Annotated in this window: 19 protein-coding genes; 15 read left to right on the top strand and 4 right to left on the bottom strand. The window is 36.6% G+C overall.

What is annotated here, in order from left to right; genetic code table 11:
- The first annotated feature begins 129 nt into the window (after positions 1-129).
- Positions 130-1,695, top strand: a complete 1,566-nt coding sequence (locus IV494_RS11565) for a sensor histidine kinase (protein WP_196080300.1) — start codon at positions 130-132, stop codon at positions 1,693-1,695.
- A gap of 75 nt (positions 1,696-1,770) precedes the next feature.
- A complete protein-coding gene (locus IV494_RS11560; RefSeq protein WP_039349832.1) occupies positions 1,771-2,457 on the top strand; it encodes a response regulator transcription factor in 687 nt (228 codons plus the stop codon).
- A 134-nt stretch (positions 2,458-2,591) separates the two neighbouring features.
- On the opposite strand, the gene IV494_RS11555 is transcribed toward IV494_RS11560, so the two are convergent.
- The gene (locus tag IV494_RS11555) at positions 2,592-3,140 is read right to left on the bottom strand and encodes an SPOR domain-containing protein (protein WP_196080299.1); all 549 of its coding nucleotides are present in this window, start codon (positions 3,138-3,140) and stop codon (positions 2,592-2,594) included.
- A 184-nt stretch (positions 3,141-3,324) separates the two neighbouring features.
- On the opposite strand from IV494_RS11555, the gene IV494_RS11550 reads away from it, so the two are divergent.
- The 13 genes from IV494_RS11550 (at position 3,325) to ypfJ (ending at position 18,467) form a co-directional block, all read left to right on the top strand.
- A complete protein-coding gene (locus IV494_RS11550) occupies positions 3,325-4,686 on the top strand; it encodes a c-type cytochrome (protein ID WP_196080298.1) in 1,362 nt (453 codons plus the stop codon).
- Positions 4,687-4,708: 22 nt separating this feature from the next.
- Positions 4,709-7,804 carry a TAT-variant-translocated molybdopterin oxidoreductase gene (locus tag IV494_RS11545; protein WP_196080297.1) on the top strand — a complete coding sequence of 1,032 codons (3,096 nt, stop codon included), beginning with the start codon at positions 4,709-4,711 and terminating at the stop codon, positions 7,802-7,804.
- An 18-nt stretch (positions 7,805-7,822) separates the two neighbouring features.
- Complete coding sequence (nrfD, locus tag IV494_RS11540; RefSeq protein WP_196080296.1) at positions 7,823-9,223, top strand: NrfD/PsrC family molybdoenzyme membrane anchor subunit; 1,401 nt, start codon at positions 7,823-7,825, stop codon at positions 9,221-9,223.
- On the top strand, positions 9,210-9,731 hold the full coding sequence (locus tag IV494_RS11535) for a DUF3341 domain-containing protein (protein WP_196080295.1): 522 nt from the start codon (positions 9,210-9,212) through the stop codon (positions 9,729-9,731). Before nrfD ends, IV494_RS11535 begins: the two co-directional genes overlap by 14 nt.
- Positions 9,724-10,491: a c-type cytochrome gene (locus IV494_RS11530; RefSeq protein ID WP_196080294.1), complete on the top strand. Its 768-nt coding sequence runs from the start codon at positions 9,724-9,726 to the stop codon at positions 10,489-10,491. Before IV494_RS11535 ends, IV494_RS11530 begins: the two co-directional genes overlap by 8 nt.
- A 13-nt stretch (positions 10,492-10,504) precedes the next feature.
- Positions 10,505-11,836 carry a quinol:cytochrome C oxidoreductase gene (locus IV494_RS11525; RefSeq protein WP_196080293.1) on the top strand — a complete coding sequence of 444 codons (1,332 nt, stop codon included), beginning with the start codon at positions 10,505-10,507 and terminating at the stop codon, positions 11,834-11,836.
- A gap of 78 nt (positions 11,837-11,914) precedes the next feature.
- Positions 11,915-13,075 carry a DUF6694 family lipoprotein gene (locus IV494_RS11520; RefSeq protein ID WP_196080292.1) on the top strand — a complete coding sequence of 387 codons (1,161 nt, stop codon included), beginning with the start codon at positions 11,915-11,917 and terminating at the stop codon, positions 13,073-13,075.
- A gap of 1 nt (position 13,076) precedes the next feature.
- Positions 13,077-13,613: an adenine phosphoribosyltransferase gene (locus IV494_RS11515; RefSeq protein WP_196080291.1), complete on the top strand. Its 537-nt coding sequence runs from the start codon at positions 13,077-13,079 to the stop codon at positions 13,611-13,613.
- 135 nt (positions 13,614-13,748) lie between these two features.
- Positions 13,749-14,462, top strand: a complete 714-nt coding sequence (locus tag IV494_RS11510) for a YfgM family protein (RefSeq protein WP_196080290.1) — start codon at positions 13,749-13,751, stop codon at positions 14,460-14,462.
- A gap of 12 nt (positions 14,463-14,474) precedes the next feature.
- On the top strand, positions 14,475-14,984 hold the full coding sequence (gene ribH, locus IV494_RS11505; RefSeq protein ID WP_196080289.1) for a 6,7-dimethyl-8-ribityllumazine synthase: 510 nt from the start codon (positions 14,475-14,477) through the stop codon (positions 14,982-14,984).
- Positions 14,985-15,120: 136 nt separating this feature from the next.
- Complete coding sequence (locus tag IV494_RS11500; RefSeq protein WP_196080288.1) at positions 15,121-15,948, top strand: phosphatase PAP2 family protein; 828 nt, start codon at positions 15,121-15,123, stop codon at positions 15,946-15,948.
- The gene (gene eptA, locus IV494_RS11495) at positions 15,935-17,458 is read left to right on the top strand and encodes a phosphoethanolamine--lipid A transferase EptA (RefSeq protein ID WP_196080287.1); all 1,524 of its coding nucleotides are present in this window, start codon (positions 15,935-15,937) and stop codon (positions 17,456-17,458) included. Before IV494_RS11500 ends, eptA begins: the two co-directional genes overlap by 14 nt.
- A gap of 154 nt (positions 17,459-17,612) precedes the next feature.
- Positions 17,613-18,467, top strand: coding sequence for a KPN_02809 family neutral zinc metallopeptidase (gene ypfJ / locus IV494_RS11490; RefSeq protein ID WP_196080286.1), 855 nt, complete (start codon positions 17,613-17,615; stop codon positions 18,465-18,467).
- Positions 18,468-18,579: 112 nt separating this feature from the next.
- Here ypfJ and IV494_RS11485 read toward each other — a convergent pair whose 3' ends face one another.
- From IV494_RS11485 to IV494_RS11475, 3 genes are all read right to left on the bottom strand, one after another.
- Positions 18,580-18,822, bottom strand: a complete 243-nt coding sequence (locus IV494_RS11485) for a YtxH domain-containing protein (RefSeq protein ID WP_196080285.1) — start codon at positions 18,820-18,822, stop codon at positions 18,580-18,582.
- A 233-nt stretch (positions 18,823-19,055) separates the two neighbouring features.
- Positions 19,056-20,681 (bottom strand): L-glutamate gamma-semialdehyde dehydrogenase, encoded by a 1,626-nt coding sequence (gene pruA, locus IV494_RS11480; protein WP_196080284.1) that lies wholly within the window; start codon positions 20,679-20,681, stop codon positions 19,056-19,058.
- 86 nt (positions 20,682-20,767) lie between these two features.
- Positions 20,768-21,418 carry a metal-dependent transcriptional regulator gene (locus IV494_RS11475; protein ID WP_196080283.1) on the bottom strand — a complete coding sequence of 217 codons (651 nt, stop codon included), beginning with the start codon at positions 21,416-21,418 and terminating at the stop codon, positions 20,768-20,770.
- Positions 21,419-21,484 lie beyond the last annotated feature (66 nt).

The following is a 21,484-nucleotide window of genomic DNA, read 5'->3' as shown; positions in this document are numbered from 1 at the left end:
CCGAGTCGAATTCACAATAATTTGTTAAAAAAAAGTATTTTAAGAAAGTAAACATAATATTTGTCTAACTATTTTGTTTTTATAATCTTAAAATGAGTAATTTTAACAATTCAAATTTAAAATCATTAAATGAATAATAAGTTCATTCCGTTTATTTCGATACTGATGACAATTTCGATGGTTGTTTTCGTAACACTACAGTTATACTGGATCAAAGAATTGTATTCTGCTCTTAATCAGGATTTTTCAAATAAGGTCTATTCTGCATTAGAATCATCTTCTATGAAAACGCAACAGCTGGAAGTTGATAAATATCTGAATCAATATTATAAGAATTTTGCTAAAAATGTGGTCGACAGCAGCAATCAACCTACACAAACCTATATTCAGCAAAATTCGGAAGTCGGTAATAAGTCAACAATTACCTTTCAAAAAAGCATCGTTGAAAATCAAAATATTCCTATTTCGCAAAAAGGTGACAGTCTTACATTGACCAAATTGTACACGGATGAAGGTATCTTGAAAATTAAAAAACCGCAAATTACCTCAGAACCTTTAACGGCTCAATTAAGCAAAGACATTAATAACAACACTTATGCTTTACGTGAATTCGCGAAATTAAGTGCTTCGAGTTTGCCTGTTGAAAAACGCGTCGACGAGAAAACTTTAGATTCTATTTTGACCAAAGAGTTGAGGTTGAATGGTTTGGATACTAAATTTGGTTTTGCCATAATGGATAAAAAAAATGAACCGACCAAAGTCATAAACAGTATTTATAAAGATCAGAAAGATAAAAATAATTATACCTATCCGCTTTTTACCGACAGCAAAGACCGAACATTGTATACATTAGCGCTCGTTTTTCCGCGGAAGGATTATTCCCTTGCAAAGACAAATTTGCCCATGCTTCTGGGAACTTTTATGTCCTTGCTGACCATTTTGGGGATTTATATTATTTCCATTAATTATATGATGAAGCAGAAAAAAATTGCAGAGGTTAAAACCGATTTCATCAATAATATGTCGCACGAATTTAAGACGCCTCTCGCGACGATTTCTGTAGCAACAGATTCCTTAGCCAACGATAAAATAGCGACCAATCCGGAGAAAGTGAAATATTATTCGGCATTGATCAAGCAGGAAAATCTGCGAATGAAACATCAGGTGGAGAATATTTTGAATATGTCGAAACTGGAGCGGAATGAGGTTAAATTATTTTTGAAGGAAACCGATGTGAGAGCTTTAATTAAAAAGATCACCGAATCTTTCGGCTTGATCGTGGCTCAGCGAAAAGGAACTTTGACTCAGGAATTCAATACAGAAAAGTATAATTTCAAAATTGATGAGTTTCACTTTTCGAATGCACTCGTTAATTTACTGGATAATGCGAATAAATATTCCACAGAACCGCCGGAAATTACGGTGAGAACAAGGAATGAAGGAAACTGGTATGTCATCGAAATTTCTGATAAAGGAATGGGAATGGAAACGGATAACAAAGTTCGGATCTTTGAAAAATTCTTTAGAGAAGAAACCGGGAATATTCACAACGTAAAAGGCCAGGGTTTAGGATTGTCGTATGTGAAGAAGATCATCGAATTGCATAAAGGTCTCATTATTGTTGATTCTCAAAAAAATGTCGGAAGTACATTTACCATTAAATTACCGATGAATCCGAGTCAGCATAAAGCGTAAAAAGAAATATTTAATAAAAAAGAAGAAGGTGAAAGAAAGCTTTAGCCTAAACAAATAAATTTAATCAATTGTATTATGAGTAACAGAATCTTATTAGTAGAAGACGACCAGAGTTTTGGGGCTGTTTTGAAAGATTATTTAACGATAAATAATTTTGAAGTGAACCTTGCCACAGATGGCGAAATGGGTTTAAAAGAATTTACAGAAAACGAATTCGATATCTGTATTTTCGATGTGATGATGCCGAAAAAGGACGGTTTCAGTTTGGCAGAAGATGTAAAAAGAATTGACAAAAATATACCGATCATTTTCCTTACCGCGAGAAATATGCGTGAAGATATTTTGAAAGGCTATCAGTTAGGCGCTGATGATTATATTACAAAGCCTTTTGATACTGAGCTTTTGCTATATAAGATCAAAGCGATTTTACAGAGAAGCGCCGTTTTGGAAGACGATGAGCAGGAACAGTTCAAGATCAGTAATATTTTCTTTGATTCAATGCTGCGTCAACTGAGAGTTAATGATAATGAATATAAACTTTCACCAAAAGAAAACGAATTGCTGAAATTGCTTTGTATGCACAGAAATGACTTCATGCCGAGAGATCTGGCTTTACGAAAGATCTGGAAAAAAGAGAATTATTTTACAGCAAGAAGTATGGATGTTTACATCGCGAAGTTGAGAAAACTGCTTAGAGAAGATGATGGTTTAGAGATCATCAACGTTCACGGGGAAGGTTTCCGCTTGTTGGTAAAAAATTAAAGTAGGGACAATTCTAGATTTGTCCAAAGAAAAGTATAAAAACCAAGTCTTTCGAATTACGAAAGAGTAAAATTGGTCTAAAAATAAGCCGCTTTCAAAAGAGAGCGGCTTATTTTATTTTTGAATGTTTCTAATTATTTTGCTTCAACGCAGAAAACGCGATAAGGAATCAAACGTGCTTCTTTAAATGTTTTTTGCACACTGCTGAAGTCCGAACTAGCAGTCTGTTTAGAAAGATAACTTCCTGCCATTACTTTATAATTGGGTCTTAAGGAGGCATCGATCTCCACTTTCATGTTTGGGAATCTTCTTCGGAAATACATTCCTACTTCGCGGGCTTCTTCATTGCTTTTCACAACTGCCAACTGAATTTTGTAACCCATGATTCGTGGGTTTCTTCGGCATATTTCAGATCGGGAAAGTTCTCTTTCCGGTACAATAATTCTCGGAGTATTAGAATTTGAAGAAGAATCTGTACCATCGCTCCAGGATTTTCCGGGATTGTTGGCGAGATTCGTGCCGCATTTATCCTCTACAATTCCGAGTAAATCATTAATTTTTTTGTCCATTGTCATTGATAATGGAGTGCCGGAAATGGTATCGTTTTTCACAACTTGCTGTGCTTCAAAGGCATTAATTGTGAGCAGTGATAATACGGTGAATATTTTAAGAATATATTTCATCAAGCTTTATTTTTGACAAATTTATAACAATTTAAAATTATACCAACATTTGTAATTTAGAACTGTTACAAATTACCTTAAATGATAAATTGCAGCGTGGTTCTCTTCTTAATTTTCTGTTAAATGTGCTATTTTTGCCAAGTTAAAAGTAAACACAATACAATTTACTAACCCAAGATTTTATATGATTAGTTGGAGAAAGCATTACAAAAGAGGTCTCATCGCAATATACGTGTTGCTGTCGACCAGTGCTTCTATTTACGCTCAAGGAGATGCAAAAAACGGTGAAAAACTGTTCAAAGCAAACTGTGTCGCATGTCACGCTTTAGACAAGCAACTTGTTGGTCCTGCTCTAGGAGGAATCGTAGATAAAGTTAAAAAAGAGTCAAATTTAGATACCAGTTGGCTTAAAAAGTGGATCAAGGACAATAAATCACTTAGAGAATCTGGTGATAAAGATGCGATCGCAATCTTTGAGAAGTTCAACAAAGTCGAAATGCTTGCGTTTCCTAATCTAACTGATAAGGATATCGATGACATTTTGGAGTATACTACAAATCCACCTGCTGCTGCACCCGCTGCAGATGCGGCAACTGCACCAGATACAAATTCTGTAGCTGCTCTGGAGATGGCGCAAAAACAATCGATGAATTCAAAAGTTATTTTGATTTCACTTATTGCTATCGGTGGTTTGCTGTTATGGTTGCTTCTTAAATTAAGACAGCTTGTTAAACTTCAGCAGACAGAAGAATTAGCAGGACTTAATGCGAGCAGAGCGGTTTCTTTCGGTGATCTGTACAGAAAATACAGCTACGTTGGAAAAGGCGTATTGGTAGTTCTGGGAATTTTCGCTGCGTACGGAATCTGGAACTGGTTGATGTGGGTTGGTGTTTATAAAGGTTACAAACCTGAACAGCCAATTTATTTCTCTCACAAGATCCACGCCGGGGAAAATAAAATAGATTGTCAGCTTTGTCACTCTTCCGCAAAATATGGAAAGGTTTCTGAAGTTCCTTCATTGAATGTTTGTATGAACTGTCACAAAATGATTGCCGAATATAACGGTAAATACATTGAGCCAGGAAAAGACAAAGCGTTCTACGATGGAGAAATTCAAAAAATATACTCAGCAGTAGGTTGGGATCCGGCTTCACAGCAATATACGGGGAAAACGCAACCAGTTGAGTGGACGAGAATTCACAATATGCCAGATTTTGTTTACTTCAATCACGCACAACACGTTGTAGCAGGAGAGAATGCAATCATCACTTCTTACAATAAGAAAAATCCTGAAGCGAAAATCGATGTCGTGTGTAAAGCATGTCACGGTCAAATTGATACCATGAATGTGGTGCAAATGGCAAATGACTTCACAATGGGATGGTGTATTGAATGTCACAGAACTACGGAAGTTGATATGACCAACGGTTATAATAAAGAGTATTTCAAAAATCTACACGATAAATTGAAAAAACAATACGGTTCTGGAACTAAGGTTACAGTGGCTGCGATTGGAGGTCTTGAGTGTGGTAAATGTCATTATTAATAATAAAAAATTAGAAGTATCAATGGCTTCAAATAAAATAAAATTCAGAAGTATTCACGAACTGAAAGATCCAAGCTTAAACGGTAAGCTGGCTCTAAAAGAATTTCAGAGCGAAATTCCGGTGGATGAATTATTAAGAGGCGACAAATCGAGTGAGTCTGGAACTTCGAGAAGAAATTTCCTGAAACTTTTAGGATTTTCTACAGCAGCTGTAACATTAGCAGCGTGTGAAGCTCCGGTAATTAAAACCATTCCTTATGTTGTTAAGCCGCACGAAATAATTCCCGGAATTCCGAATTATTACGCGACTACTTATTTTGATGGTTATGACTTTGCCAGTGTTTTAGTAAAAACTAGAGAGGGACGACCTATTAAAATTGAGCCGAATCCTTTGGCAAACGGCGTGGGTAAAACCAACGCTCGTGCACAGGCGGCTGTACTTTCTCTTTATGATAACGACAAAGTAAAACAGCCGAAACTCGACGGAAAAGATGAAACTTTTGATAAAGTTGATGATTTCGTTTTAAAAGGTATTTCAGAAGCACAGTCAGGAGGTAAAAAGATCGTTGTGTTATCACACTCTTTCCCTTCACCGACTTTCAAAAAATTATTTGCAGATTTCAAAACTAAATATCCAACAGCAGAACTCGTTACTTACGATGCAATTCCTCACACGGCGGCTTTAGATGCTGCTCAGGAAGTATTCGGACAAAGAGCTTTACCTGTTTATGATCTTTCGAAAACTCAGCTGGTAGTATCTTTCCAGGCAGATTTCTTAGGTGATTATAATGCTGGATCATTAGAAAGCTCTTACGCTTCAGCAAGAACGCCAGGTCCAAATATGTTGAGACATATTCAGATCGAATCTAATTTATCTTTAACCGGAGCAAATGCCGATACAAGAGTTCAGTTAAAACCAAGTGCAGTAAACAAAGTTTTAATTGAAGTTTACAACGGACTGAATGGTGGTGCAACAACCAAAGAAGCTGGTGAAATTGTAAAAGAATTACAGGCAAAAGGAAGCAACGCAGTTGTATTTGCAAACGGATCGAAAGGCGCTTATGTTTTAGCACATTTGATCAATCAAAAATTAGCCTCAACTGCTGTGACAGGAAAAGCAAATTTCCTGAAAGAATTTGACGGCGCAAAATATAAAGAATTCTTAGGTTGGGTGTCTTCCGGGCAAGTTGGCGTGTTGATCGCTAACAACGTAAACCCGATCTATTCAAGTAATAAAGGAGAAGATTTCAGAAAATCTCTGGAAAAGGTTCCCTATGTAATTGCAGTTACCGACAAGAAAAACGAAATGTACAAAGCAGCGAAAGCTGTAATTCCTGTCGCAAACTGGTTAGAATGTTGGGGTGATTTTGCACCGCAAACGGGGATTTATTCCTTAATGCAGCCAACCATTCAGAAAATCTACAAATCAAGACAGATTGAAGATTCATTATTAGTTTGGATGAATGGAAAAGGAAATCCTGCCAATAATTATTATGATTATTTAAAAGCTAACGCAACCACTATGATCGGTGGTACTCCTTTCAATAAAGCGCTTTATAACGGAGTGCTGGAAGGCGGAAATACTGCTGGTCTATCTTACACTGGTGGAAATGCGCAGCAAGCTATTACTGAATTAAATGGTTTCAAAACTTCTGATTTAGAATTAGTACTTTATACGAAGACTGCAATCGGTGATGGAACTCAAGCCAACAATCCTTGGTTACAAGAACTTCCAGATCCTATTTCAAGATTATCTTGGGACAATTATTTGACGGTTTCTCCCGGAGATGCTGACAGATTAGGTCTTGATAATGATCTAAATGCAAGAATGCAGTTGGGCGGTTCTACTGTAAATTTAACAGTAAATGGCGTTACTTTAAAAGACGTTCCTGTATTTATTCAACCTGGTCAGGCAGACGGTTCTTTCGGACTTGCGCTTGGTTATGGTAAAAAAGATTCCGGTAAAGTTGCCGAAACAGGTGTCAATGCTTATCCTTTATTTGATGGTTCAAACACCATTTTATCCAATGTAAAAATTGAGAAAACTGGTGGAGATCATGAGTTTGCAGGAATGCAGCTTCAGAATACCTTGATGGGTCGTTACGAGATTGCCAGAGAGGTTCCTTTGGATACTTTCTTAAATGTTAAATTTGACGATGAAAAATTAGGATGGAACAAACCTTTGGAATATCATACGATCGGTGGAGCAATGCCTGCAGGAAAGATTGACCTTTGGGATGCTTTCGATGATGCAGATGGTCCTCACTTTAATTTATCAGTAGATTTAAATTCTTGTACAGGATGTGGCGCTTGCGTCATCGCTTGTCAAGCTGAAAATAATGTTCCTGTAGTTGGGAAAGCGGAAGTAAGAATGTCTCGGGATATGTTCTGGTTAAGAATTGACCGTTACTATTCGACCGATATTCCAGCGAATGTTGATTTGAACAAAGATGGCAAACTTTCTCAAGAGGAAGCGATTGCAGCAGATCTTAATGTTCCGGGAATGTATGGTCATTTCTTAGACAAGAAAAGCGGTATTTTAAATCATCCTGCGAATAATCCAGATGTGATTTTCCAGCCGGTAATGTGTCAGCACTGTAACCATGCTCCTTGTGAAACAGTTTGTCCGGTTGCTGCAACATCTCACGGTAAACAAGGTCAAAATCAAATGGCTTATAACAGATGTATCGGTACAAGATATTGTGCAAACAACTGTCCTTATAAAGTAAGAAGGTTCAACTGGTTCACTTATAACCTTAATGATAAATTCGACTTCAATCAAAATAACGATTTAGGAAGAATGGTACTGAATCCTGATGTTGTTGTAAGAACAAGAGGGGTTATGGAAAAATGTTCAATGTGTATTCAAATGACGCAGAACACCATCCTGGAAGCTAAGAAAGACGGAAGAGCGATAAAAGATGGCGAGTTCTCTACAGCTTGTGTGAACGCTTGTCCTACAACTGCCTTAAAATTTGGTGATATGAATGATAAGAGCTCAGAAGTTCGCGCATTATTCAGCACCAACAGAAGATATACTTTGCTGGAAGAAATTGGTACCAAACCAAATGTATTCTACCATACCAAAGTAAGAAACAGAAAAGAAAATAACGTTTAAATAATAAATAGGTAAAAAATGTCAGGACATTACGAAGCTCCGATAAGGGAACCTTTAATTATTGGTCATAAGACTTATCACGATATCTCCGAAGATATTGCAAGACCTATCGAGGAACGCGCAGGTAAACTGTGGTGGGTTTCCTTTTGGGTAGCATTAGCTTTATTCCTTTACGGATTTGGCTGTATTGCTTACACCATTGGTACCGGAATCGGTGCATGGGGACTTAACAGAACCAATAACTGGGGATGGGATATTACCAACTTCGTTTGGTGGGTAGGGATCGGTCACGCCGGAACCTTGATCTCTGCAGTATTGTTATTATTTAGACAAAGATGGAGAATGTCTGTTAACCGTTCTGCGGAAGCGATGACAATTTTCGCTGTAGTTCAGGCCGCTATTTTCCCTGTAATTCACATGGGTAGAGTTTGGGTTGGATATTGGGTTTTCCCTTTACCGAATCAGTTTGGTTCACTTTGGACGAACTTTAACTCACCATTACTTTGGGACGTATTCGCAATTTCAACGTATTTCTCCGTATCAACCGTATTCTGGTTTATGGGATTAATTCCTGACTTTGCAATGATCAGAGATAGAGCAAAAACTCCCTGGACAAAAAGAATTTATACTTTCCTTTCCTTTGGATGGGGTGGAAAAGCAAAACACTGGCAACGTTTCGAAGAATTATCTTTGGTGTTAGCAGGTTTAGCAACACCACTTGTATTCTCCGTACACACCACGGTATCTTTTGACTTTGCTACGTCGGTAATTAAAGGATGGCACTCAACGATCTATCCACCGTACTTTGTTGCAGGAGCAGTTTTCTCCGGGTTTGCAATGGTACAGACACTTTTGTTAGTGGCTAGAAAAGTTTGTCACCTCGAAGATTATATCACGATGTACCACATCGAAATTATGAATATCGTTATCATCATTACTGGTGGTATGGTAACTGTAGCTTATGGTACAGAATATTTTATCGGATGGTATTCAGGTTCAAGATATGAAGATTTTACATACCTTTCTCCAGGTGCAGCAACCGGTCCTTACTGGTGGGCGTTCTGGGCATTGATTACTTGTAACTTGATCGTTCCTGCATTATTCTGGTTCAAAAAAGTAAGAACGAATATTATCGCAACATTTATTATTGCTTTAATTATTAATATTGGAATGTGGTTCGAAAGATTTGATATTATCGTTATCAATATTTCCAGAGATTATTTACCAAGTTCATGGACGATGTTTAAACCAACAATTATTGATGTTGGAGTGTTCCTAGGAACAATAGGATTTTTTGGAGTGTTATTTTTATTGTACGCAAGAACGTTCCCTGTAATTGCACAGGCCGAACTGAAAACTATTTTGAAAATATCAGGTGAAACTTATAAAACTAAAGAAGAAGAAGATGAGCACCACTAAGATAGTATTTGGTATTTATGCCGACGATGATGATTTATTAAACGGTGTACAGGCTTGCAACGATAAAGGAATTGCGATCAACGAAGTGTATACTCCGTTTCCGGTTCACGGTCTTGATAAAGCTTTAGGATTAAGAAAAACCAGAATTTCAGATGCTGCTTTTATGTATGCAATATATGGTTTGTCAATCGGGAGTTTAGTTACATGGTATACGATGAATCACGACTGGCCAATGAATATTGGGGGGAAACCTTCATTTGACTGGGGACATAACATGCCTGCATTTGTAGTGCCGATGTTTGAACTAATGGTTTTTTGTGCAGCTCACATGATGTCGCTTACCTTTTTGATAAGAAACAAAATGTATCCGGGTTGTCCACCACAGAATCCAGATCCACGAACTACAGATGATAAATTTATGATGGAGTTTGTAACCGACAATGTTGATGCAGTAAAACAGGTTCTGATTGATACCGGAGTTGAAGAAATAACTGTAAAAGATGCTTAAAATGAAAGAGAATATAATTAAAATTACAGCGATCATAGGGTTTGTAGCATTTTCATTAAGTTCTTGCAGCAAAGAAAATCCGCCTTTGGTTTATTTTCCAGATATGTATTTTCCTGTAGCGTACGATCCTTTGGCTAAAGCTGTTATTGCTTACTCAGATCATGAAACTGAAATTCCAGCTTTTGTAAATAATAATGGCGCAACAGGATTAGGTCCGGTTGATGGAACTGTTTCCCACGATGTAGATGGAGTTGCTGATGAAGCAATGAATTCGACAATGACGCCTGATCAGTATAATGGAGGATATGACCAGTCTAAATTAATAGTAGGTTCTCCTTTAAAAAATGCCAATCAGCAAAAAGATATTGAACGTGGAAAAGGTCTTTACGAAAAAACCTGTTCTGCCTGTCACGGAATTGCAGGAGACGGACAAGGACCGATCGTAGTGAGCGGTGCGTATGCAGGAGTTCCTAAATATGCCGACAGACAAATTACAGTTGGGTCTGTACATTACGTTTTAATGCATGGTAGAAATTCCATGGGTTCTTACGCAGGAATGTTAACTCCAGGAGACCGATGGAGAGTTGCCTTATATGTTATGAGTGCGTTCAAGGGAGGTGTAAATCCTGCTCCGGCCGCTGCTGCAGCAATGCCAATGGCATCTACTACAGCAACTCCAACTCCGGCAACTGATGCAAAACCAGCAGATGCAGCGATGGTTGCACCCGCAGCAAATGTAACGACTAGTCCTAAAAAATAAAAAGAAATAAAACATGTATAGTTTTTCACCTAAATTAAGATTATATTCAATCATATTTATCGTTCTGGGATTAGTACTCTTTGGCGCAGGCTATTTTATGAATCACGGAATGACCGATGCGAAAATTGAGCATATGATGGAAGCCGCTCATCCGGGTGGAGTTCAGGCGCCTACAAATTCAAGCGAATTGGTAGGTCCTCAGGATCATGCAGCGCATTTAGAACATGCAAAACATCAAGTTCACAATCAGCCTTTAGCAGCGATTCATACCGTTTCGGTATTTTTATTCGCCTTAAGCTGTTGTGCATTATTTTTCTACTGTATCCAAAATGCTGCACACGCAGGTTGGTCTATAATAATATTAAGGGTAATGGAGGCGATTGCTTCTTTTATTCCGTATGCAGGAACATTAGTTGTAATCCTGATGATTTTGAATGTTACTAATGTAGGCCATATTTTCCACTGGATGGATCCTGAACTAACGACGCAGGGAGACAAAAATTTTGATCCTATTCTTTTCGAAAAGAAAAAGTTTTTAAATATTCCTTTTTATGTTTTCAGAACTTTATTCTATGTAATTGGTGCTTCTTTCTTCGTTTGGAAACTGAAATCGCTTTCTAAGAAAGTAGATGAGACAAAAAGTAGAAAAGTCTATGCAAGTTACTACAGCTGGAGTATTGGTTACATTGCTTTCTTCGGATTTTGTTCTGCAGCTTGGGCATGGGATTGGTTAATGTCAATCGATCCACACTGGTATTCTACCATGTATATTTGGTACGCAATGGTAAGCGCATGGGCCGCAGCATTAGCGGTGATCATTTTAATAAGTGTTTATTTAAAGAAAACTGGAGTACTTCCACAATTTAATGATAATCACCTGCATGATTTAGGAGTGTTCTTATTTGCATTGAGTATGCTTTGGACCTATACCTGGTTTGCACAGTTCATGTTGTACTGGTATGCGAACGTACCGGAAGAAGTCAATTATTTCTTCGGCCGTTTCGAATATTATAAAAGTATATTTTGGATCATCTTAATACTGAATTTCTTTATTCCATTATCAGTTTTGGTAAGTTCAAGCATTAAAAGAAATTATAAAGTTGTTTCTACCATAGCAGTAATTGTTATATGTGGACAATGGTTGGTTTATTTCAATATGGTAATGCCGGGAACAGTTGGTCCTTTCTGGAAAACTCCGGAGGTATTATTACTTAATGCTGGTTCCATTTTATTTGGTTTAGGATTGTTTATCTTCGTGGTAATGACTGCGTTGTCTAAATTACAGTTGATGCCGGTAGGAAATCCATTCCTTAAAGAATCAAAAATATATGAATATCCTTTCTAAAAGGTACAGAATATTCTTTCAAATTATTATCCCGGCTTTATGTCGGGATTTTTTTTAAATTTGTACAAATCACTTACTATGAAACGAATTTTGTTGTTATTGCTTTTTAGCCTTTTTCTTATCGGGTGCAAAAAAGATAAAGTTGATGCAACCAGTACGCAAACGCTGCAGTCCAGCATTAATGATATGACGGCAAGTTTGAACACACTAAAGCAGGTGAAATTTAATGAAGCACTTTATATCCTGAAAACATTTGGGGTAGAAGTTGATGGCGACACGAACGAATTGAAAGCATTAGGAAAATTGATCAACGGAAAAAAGGTTCCCGAAATTTTCAGTCTTGCCGATCAGGTTGCTCAGAAGAATGGAATCGACTGGTCAAGTACAGGTCCACCTTCTTTGGGCGAAATGAATATTTTCGGAAATATTGCAGCAAAAGAATCTGATCCAAATGATATTTCAGCGAGTTCTTTAAATGTTGTTACGACTCCAATTGCGGTTGACAGTATTTTAGGTCCAAAATCATTGCAGATCGTGCCTCGATTGCTGGATTCTACCGGTAAACCAATTGCTTTTACTGGAGCTGGTTTAGAAGCTATTATGGAAGTTTTCAGCAATGGAACGAAAATCCTTACGGCTAAAAATTTAATGCAGGATAATAATTTTAAAGGTTTTAATCTAAGATTTGCTTCCCTGCCTTCGCAGAAGATTGTAGATAACAAGATCGACATCACCGTTTCCGTGAAAACGACGAAGAAAACATTCAAAATGTCGAAGATTGGCGTTACTGTCAATCCAAAAGCACTTTTGATGCCTTCAGAAAATAAAGTAGATAATCCTGCTGATCCAAACACAACTACAACGGTTCCTCCAACGGAAAATCCTACGGATCCACAGACTACGAATCCAACAGTTACGCCTTCATCCGATCCGAAAGCCAGTGTTTCTAAATTTCTGAATAATCTGAACGCTCAGAATTTGAAGGGAGCTTACGAAACTTCAGATAATCCAAACTGGGGTTCCTTTGATAATTTCTCCAATCCGACTTCTGGTTTCGGCGGAGTTAAAAACATTACTGTTAAAAATATCTCCGCACCAAAGACAAGCGCTAATTCTTCCAGTGTAAATGCAACGTATGATGTTACCGATAAAAATGGTAAAACAACCGCACTTTTGGTAACCTTTGGATTAAAGAATGTTAATGGCGAGTGGAAAATTTCCAGCTATAAAATAAACTAAAATGACAAAATCTGAATTGATTCATCAATTAGAAAATACCATAGAAAATATCCCGGATTTTCCGAAGCCCGGTATTCAGTTTAAAGATATTACGCCGATTTTTCTCAATCCAAAATTGTACGAAGAAGTTATTGCTAATCTTGCTGATTTCAGTCGTGGAAAAGTTGATGCTGTTTGCGGAATAGAAAGCCGCGGTTATCTTTTTGGGATCGCAATTGCTGTAGCGCTGGAAGTTCCGTTTATATTGATTAGAAAAAAGGGAAAATTACCACCACCATTTGTGGGCGAAAAGTACGATCTGGAATATGGTTCCGCAGAGATAGAAATGCGGACCGGACAAATAAAACCCGGACAAAGAATTCTGGTACACGACGATCTTTTAGCAACGGGCGGCACCACAGAAGCTGCTGCAAAATTAGTAGAAAAACAAGGAGCCAAAGTGTCGCAATTTAGTTTTTTGATCGGTTTAAAAGACCTTGATGGAGAAAAAAGACTGCAACAGTTTAATGCACCTGTTCATTCGATCTTAGAATATTAAATTTAAATTTTACTGTTTTTATCGCAGATTTCTTGGGGATTTACAGTAAGCTTTTTTAAAAAAATGTTTTTTCAGACATAATTTTGTAAATCGTTCAAAAACAGTTAAATTTGCACTTCAATTTTTATAACAATTATGGCAAAACTACATAAACCTCACACGAGTAAGAAAGAAATGGAAGGAAAGGAAACTGTTGAAGTTTTCAAAGACTTAGACCGGGGTGCATTAGATACCGAAAGATTCGTTGAGAAGCACGCAAAAACTTTGATCACTATTTTTGGTGTGATGGTTTTGGCAGTTTTAGGATATTTTGCTTACCAGCAATTCTACGTTGCTCCTAGAAATGAAGAAGCGATTTTGAGTTATCTTTCTGCTCAGAAAAATTTAGCCGATGGGAAAGACGAATTGGCTTTAGGTGGTAAAACTGCTGCAAATCCAGGTTTTCTTGGAACTTACAATGACTATTCTGGAACTAAAGTTGGAAAGCTTTCTGCTTACAACGCAGGTCTTTTGAAATTCAAAGAAGGAAAATATCAGGAATCTTATGATCTGTTAGATAAATTTTCTTCTGATAATAAAGTTTTAATGGCGTTGAAATATGGCGCGATGGCAGATTGTCAGTCAAACCTTAATAAAAATGATGATGCATTATCACTTTTAGATAAAGCAACTTCAGCTTCCGATGATCCTTACACTTCTTATTATTTCACAAGAAAAGCAGGATTGGTTTCATTAGCATTGAAGAAAAATGCAGAGGCTAAAAAATACTTCTCTACGATCGACGAAAAATATCAGGATTACGATAACGGAATGTCTGAATCTTATATCGAAATGGTAAAATATTACTAAAAAAAATAAACGATGGCAACTGTAAATCTTTCAGATTACAAACCATTACAGATCAATGATGCCGGTTCTTTTAGAATTGGCATCGTTGTTTCAGAATGGAATGATTTTGTAACCCACAATCTTCGCGATGGCGCTTTAGAAGTGCTTAAAGCCGAAGGCGTAAAAGAAAAGAATATAAAAGTTTTCAAAGTTCCCGGAGCTTTTGAGTTAAACTACGCCTCGATGCAGTTATGCAAAGAAGGTATTTTCGATGCTGTTATTGCAATTGGTTGCGTTATTCGCGGTGAAACTCCACATTTTGATTATGTTTGCTCTGCGGTTGCGCAAGGAATCAAAGACTGTAATATTATGACCGACGTACCCACGATTTTCTGTCTTTTAACAGATGATAATAAGGAACAGTCTATCGCAAGAAGTGGTGGCGATCTAGGAAATAAAGGCATTGAAGCTGCTGTTACGGCGTTACAAATGATCGATTTTAAGAAGAAATTAAATGCTAAACTGGGTCAGATCGGATTTTAATTTGAGCTGAAATTTAAACCATTCCTTTTGCTGCAATTTCCTAATTTGAATGATGTTTGAGTTTTGTATCATAATTCCGAACACAATGTAGATTATAATGAATTTTAAAAAGTAAATCTATAAAACAAGAAGCGTAATGAACACCACCGTTATTAATAATTACTCGAAGCTCAAGCTTTCCTTATTTATTTTACCACTGGTTTTGTTGATTGCAATCGTTATATTTCTTTACAGTCAAAATTCTTTAAATGCCTATCAATACACGCAAATTCAAAAGAATTGCTTCTTTCTTCTCAACCATCATTTAGGCCAATTTCCCAATCTTGAATATAATCTAACGCAAATTGGAGATGCTTCCATTTTTTTGTCGTTCTTAATTATTTTCCTGGTGTATGCTCCAAAAATTTGGGAGGCTTTAATATCTGCTTCTTTGGTTTCTCTCGTATTTTCGAATGGACTGAAGAATTTGTTCGATGTGCCAAGACCCGCAGTTGTTTATGATAACGATCTTTTTATCATCGTCGGCAAAACTGCTGTTGGATATTCCAGTTTACCTTCTGGTCATTCTATCACCATATTTACGACACTTACGGTTTTGCTTTATGCATTTATGCCCAAAGATTTTAAGTTTAAATTTTTATGGACATTTTTCATTATCGCTTTAGGATTATTTATTGCATCTTCTCGAGTGGGAGTTGGAGCCCATCATCCGCTGGATGTTATTATCGGTAGTATCATCGGATATATTTCCGGACTTATTGGTATTTTTATCAGTAGAAAATATAAAATTTTCAGTTGGGTCGGGAACAAAAAATACTTTCCCATTTTCATCGTATTAATTTTGGCTATTTGTGGTTCTCTGATCAATAAAATAATTACTGAAAATGTGTTCGTCTTTTATATGGCCTTAGTTATTTTATGCGTTTCACTCTATAAAATCGTTTATGTATATGTTAAAAAATGATATCAAAATAACTCATTTTGTGCTGATAATGAGTGCGCTCCTTTTCCTGCTTTTTCATTATCCTTTTTTCAAATTTGTTTTTAATAACGTAGATTATAAAAGCTTCACGGGTGTTTTTATCATTGTAAGTTTAGTTATTTCAATGTTGGTTGCCAATGCTTTTGTTCTTTTTCTTTTCTTTTTTCTATCTCGTTTTGTTGGGAAGTTTTTGTTAGTCCTGTTTTTTATCATCAATGCAGTTGCAGTTTACTTTGTCAACACGTATAGTGTAATTATCGATGAAAGTATGATTGGTAATGTGCTTAATACCAATTATTCTGAATCGAGCAGTTTTTTTTCGGTGAAATTGGTTTTATACCTTGTTTTTCTTGGGATTATTCCGAGTATTTATATTGTTAAAGCGAAAATTATAAACGTGACTTTGAAGAGATTTTTAATCTCCATTTCACTTACTTTATTATTTCTTTTGACTTTGGTTTTCGCAAATTCTAGTAATTTTTTGTGGATCGATAAAAATTCAAAAACCCTGGGTGGACTTGCAATGCCATGGTCTTACGCGGTCAATATTCCTCTGTTTTACATTCATGAATTCAAGAAGAATGAGAAAGAGATCTTACTACCAAATGCGACTATAAAAGACAATCAGAAATCGGTCGTGATCTTAGTGATCGGAGAATCTGCAAGAAGCGAAAACTTTTCTTTGTACGGCTATCGAAAAAATACGAATCCACTACTTTCGAAAATTCCAAATGTTTCTCATTTTAATGCAACCTCGGATGCCACTTACACAACTGCTGGTGTAAAAAGTATATTAGAACATCAAAATACAGATGAACTGTATGAAATTTTGCCCAACTATCTATATAGAAATAATGTCGATGTTGTCTGGCGAACTACAAACTGGGGCGAACCGCCCGTTCACATCAAAAATTACGAAAATAGAGAAGCCTTATTGCCGAACTGCAAAGGCGATGGCTGCAATTACGACGGAATCCTTTTGTCTGGATTAAAAGAGGAAATTTTAGCCAGCAAAAAAAATAAAATTCTCATCGTTTTACATACAAGCACAAGTCACGGGCCAACATACAGCAAGAAATATCCAGCGCAGTTTGAGACTTTCAAACCCGTTTGCAACAGTGTTGAATTAGGAAATTGTTCTCACACAGAACTCGTCAATGCCTATGACAACACGATCGTTTATACCGATTATCTTTTAGCAAATGTCATTGAAGATTTAAAACAACTAAAAGATTATAAAAGTGCTATGATTTTTGTTTCTGACCACGGTGAATCTTTAGGTGAAAATAATTTGTATATGCATGGTTTACCTATAAGTATCGCACCCAAGCAACAATATGAGATCCCTTTTATCGTTTGGACTTCGGATAACAGCGCGAGACAATTAAAACCAAATAAAGTGCTCACTCAAAATTACGTCTTCCACAGTGTTTTAAATTTTTTAAACATTGGAAGTCCTATTTACAATGAGCAAATGAATATTTTTAAATAATTAAACTTTAAATTTTTTAAAAGAAATATCTAAAAATAGCACAACTTTCGTTTATAGTAGTTTACCAATATTCAAGTTTTTGGGCAAAAGAAAATAAGCTCAATAAATAAAATTTTTGTAATTTTAATTCAATTAATATTTTAAAATATACCTTATGAAATGGACCAACGATAGAAGTGATAATGTTGATGACAGACGCGGTTCGGGCAGTGGTGGCGGAATGATGGTCGGCGGCGGTCTGGGAACGCTTATTATCGCGGCCATTATATTTTTTTTGGGTGGTGATCCTTCCGCAATTCTTTCTTCAGGAGGCGGTTCACCGCAACAGACTGAACAGCGTAATTTAACACCGGATGAATTAAAAGTTAAAGATTTTGTTTCCATGGTTACTAAGGAAACAGAGAAAACCTGGATCGCAATTTTTCAGCAAAATGGAATGCAATACAAACCGCCAAAAGTGGTCATGTTCGAAAGTGTAACTCAGTCTGGTTGTGGAACGGCACAAGCTGCGATGGGACCTTTTTATTGTCCTGCGGATGAAACAGTTTATATGGATATGAGTTTTTTCAAAGAACTGGAACAAAGATTTGGCGCAAAGGTTACAGAGTTTTCAATTGCTTATGTGATGGCACACGAAATTGGGCATCACGTACAAACACTTTTGGGAACTACTCAAAAAGTCGATCAGCTAAGATCAAGCGGAAGATATTCGGAAGCTGACATGAATAGAGTTTCTGTAGCCACAGAACTTCAGGCAGATTTTTATGCTGGAGTCTGGGCAAAACAAACCGATAATCGGGAACACATTTTAGAACCGGGAGATATCGAATCTGCTATTTCTGCAGCTGAAGCGGTTGGCGATGACAATATTCAGAAACGTTCCCAAGGTTATGTTAATCAGGAAGGTTTTACGCATGGGAGTTCTGCACAAAGAAAAGAGTGGTTCATGAAAGGTTATAACACCGGTGATATTCGACAGGGAGATACTTTCAATGAATTACTGAAATAGATCTCACTTTCCTGTAAAATAAAAATTCCCGAAATCTTCGGGAATTTTTTTGCGCAAAAAAACCGCAATGTAAAATACACTACGGCCTACTAAAATATATTAAAGATAATTTTTAGTTTTGATTTGCAGTTTCTTCCATTGAAGATTTTGCCTGACCAACTTTATCCTGAACTTGAGAAGCAACATCATTTGCTTTTGATTTCAAATCACTTCCAAATTTGCTGAAGTTATCTTTTGCAGTATTGATGGTATCCTTCACTGCTTGTTTTTCCTCAGGTGTAGAATTTTTATATTTCCACCATGCCAATGCTCCAAGTCCTAGTAATGCTAATAAGCCATTTTTTTTAGTGCTCATAATTTTAAGTTTTAAGTTATTTTGAAAAAATTTAATTTAATACTTGTTCAATTGTAAAAAGCGTGCCATCAAATTATTTTAAACCTTAAAATTTTGTTAAATTATTTAATTTCAGAGTTTTATAGTGGTCCCGACATTGAGCTTTTACATTAAGCTTTATTTTTAAATCAAATTCTCTCAAAAAAAACGCTGTCAAAAGGACAGCGTTCGTTTTTATAACTAAAAGTTCTCAATTACCCTAAATAAGGATATTTGTAATCTTTCGGTGATACAAAAGTTTCTTTAATGCTTCGTACAGAAACCCATCTCATCAAGTTCATTTTAGAACCTGCTTTATCATTGGTTCCGGAAGCTCTTGCTCCACCAAAAGGTTGCTGTCCTACAACTGCTCCTGTTGGTTTATCATTAATGTAGAAATTTCCTGAGGCATTTTCCAAAGCTTTGTAAGCTTCAGCAATTGCGTAACGGTCTTGTGCGAAAACTGCTCCTGTTAATGAATAGGGTGAAGTTTCGTCTACCAGTTTCAAAGTTTCTGCCCAGTCCTTATCTTCATAAATATAGATGGAAAGAATGGGTCCAAAGATTTCTTCACAAACCGATTCGTATTTTGGATTGGTGGTTAAAATCACGGTCGGTTCTACGAACCATCCTTTTGAATCATCGCATTTACCACCAATAATTACTTCAGCATCTGCAGATTTTGCTGCTCTTTCAATATAACCTTTACATTTCTCGAAAGAATTTTTGTCGATCACTGCATTCACGAAGTTAGAAGGATCTTCCGGACTTCCCATTTTTACCGTTTTCAATTGAGATTCCATAACTGCTTTAACATCATTCCAAATTGATCTTGGAATATAAGCTCTGGAAGCAGCGGAACATTTTTGACCTTGATATTCGAATGCACCACGAACCAAACCTGTTGCAACCGCTTCTACATTTGCAGAAGAGTGCGCTACAACGAAATCTTTTCCGCCTGTTTCTCCAACAATTCTTGGGTAAGTTTTAAACAAATCGATATTGTTTCCGATCATTTTCCACATTCCCTGGAAAACTTTTGTAGAACCTGTAAAATGCAGTCCTGCAAAATCTGGGTGCGACATTATTTTTTCAGCAGTACTTTTTCCGTCTGTAAAGATCATGTTGATTACTCCTGCAGGTAAACCCGCTTCCATAAACACATCCATCAAAACTTTAGCAGAAAGAATCTGCTTGTCTGAAGGTTTCCAAACCACAACATTTCCCATCATTGCCATACAAGTTGGTAAATTTCCAGCGATTGCAGTAAAATTAAAAGGCGTTACTGCAAAACAAAAACCTTCCAGAGGTCTGTATTCAGATCTGTTCCAAATTCCGGTGTCCGAAACTGGTTGTTCGCTGTACATTTCGGTCATAAATTCTACGTTGAAACGCAAAAAGTCGATGAATTCGCAAGCAGCATCAATTTCTGCCTGATGAACATTTTTACTCTGTCCGATCATTGTCGCAGCATTTAGGCGATCTCTGTATGGTCCTGCAATTAGATCTGCAGCTTTCAGGAAAATCGCAGCGCGCTGTTCCCAACCTAGATTATTCCATTTTTCTTTTGCAGCAAGAGCTGTATTGATCGCTTCGTCCACATTTTCCATTGTTCCTTTATAGTAGAAACCCAGATCGTGTTGATGATCTTGTGGGGAACTGATTTTCACTTTATTCTCGCTCGTAACTTCTTTTCCGTTGATGATCATTGGAATTTCCGATTTGTCTTTCCACATTTTTTTATAAGTGGCGATCAATGATTTTACTTCATCAGAACCTGGTTCATAAGTTCTTACCGGCTCGTTGATTGCGAATGGAACTTGCGAAATTGCTTTTGACATATTTTTATTTTTTATTAAATTTATTGTGAATGTTACAAAGTTAAGGGAATTCGGGCAATGTTCCAAAAACACTTGATCTCTAAAATCTATTCTTTCACCAATATTTTTTCGCTCACGAGTTTACTTAAAATGACAGTTTTGTCCTCAATTTTTACCTTCATCGATCCGTCGTATTTTTCGATTTCTAGTATTTCAATATTCGTTCCCAGTTCCAGGTTTTTAGCATTTAAATAACTTAGAAAGTCATCATCAGTGATCGTAACTGCGGTGAAGACAACATTGTTCCCTTCTTTGCAACTGCTAAGTTTCTTTAAATGTTGTGCAATAATGTTTCCGTCTTTATCCGGAATTGGTTCTCCGTGAGGATCAAATTTTGGATGATTCAAAAGTTCATCCATCTTGTCAAAAAAAACATCAGATTGGATGTGTTCTACCTGTTCCGCGATCTCATGTACATTTTCCCACCCGAAATTCATTTTTTCTACGAGAAACATTTCAGTTAAGCGGTGTTTTCTCACGACCAAGGCAGCTTGCATTTTCCCCGAATCTGTTACTCTTAAAGGTTTGTAGCTTTCGTAGATAACCCATTTTTTGTCCGCAAACTTCTTCATCATATTGTTAACGCTCGGCATTTTTACATTGAGAAATTTACTCAGTTCATTGATGGTAACGGTATTATTATCATTAATTAGATGGAAAATAGCTTTCAGGTAATTTTCTTCAGTAAGGGAAATCATAGTAGTTAGATTAACAGTAGTGCAAATCTAACAATAATATTAGACAAAGAAAACTCACCATAAAGA

Origin of the sequence: Kaistella gelatinilytica (assembly GCF_015679325.1) — a bacterium.
In the GTDB taxonomy this organism is placed as follows: Bacteria; Bacteroidota; Bacteroidia; order Flavobacteriales; family Weeksellaceae; genus Kaistella; species Kaistella gelatinilytica.
This window is presented reverse-complemented; position numbering and strand designations above follow the sequence as displayed.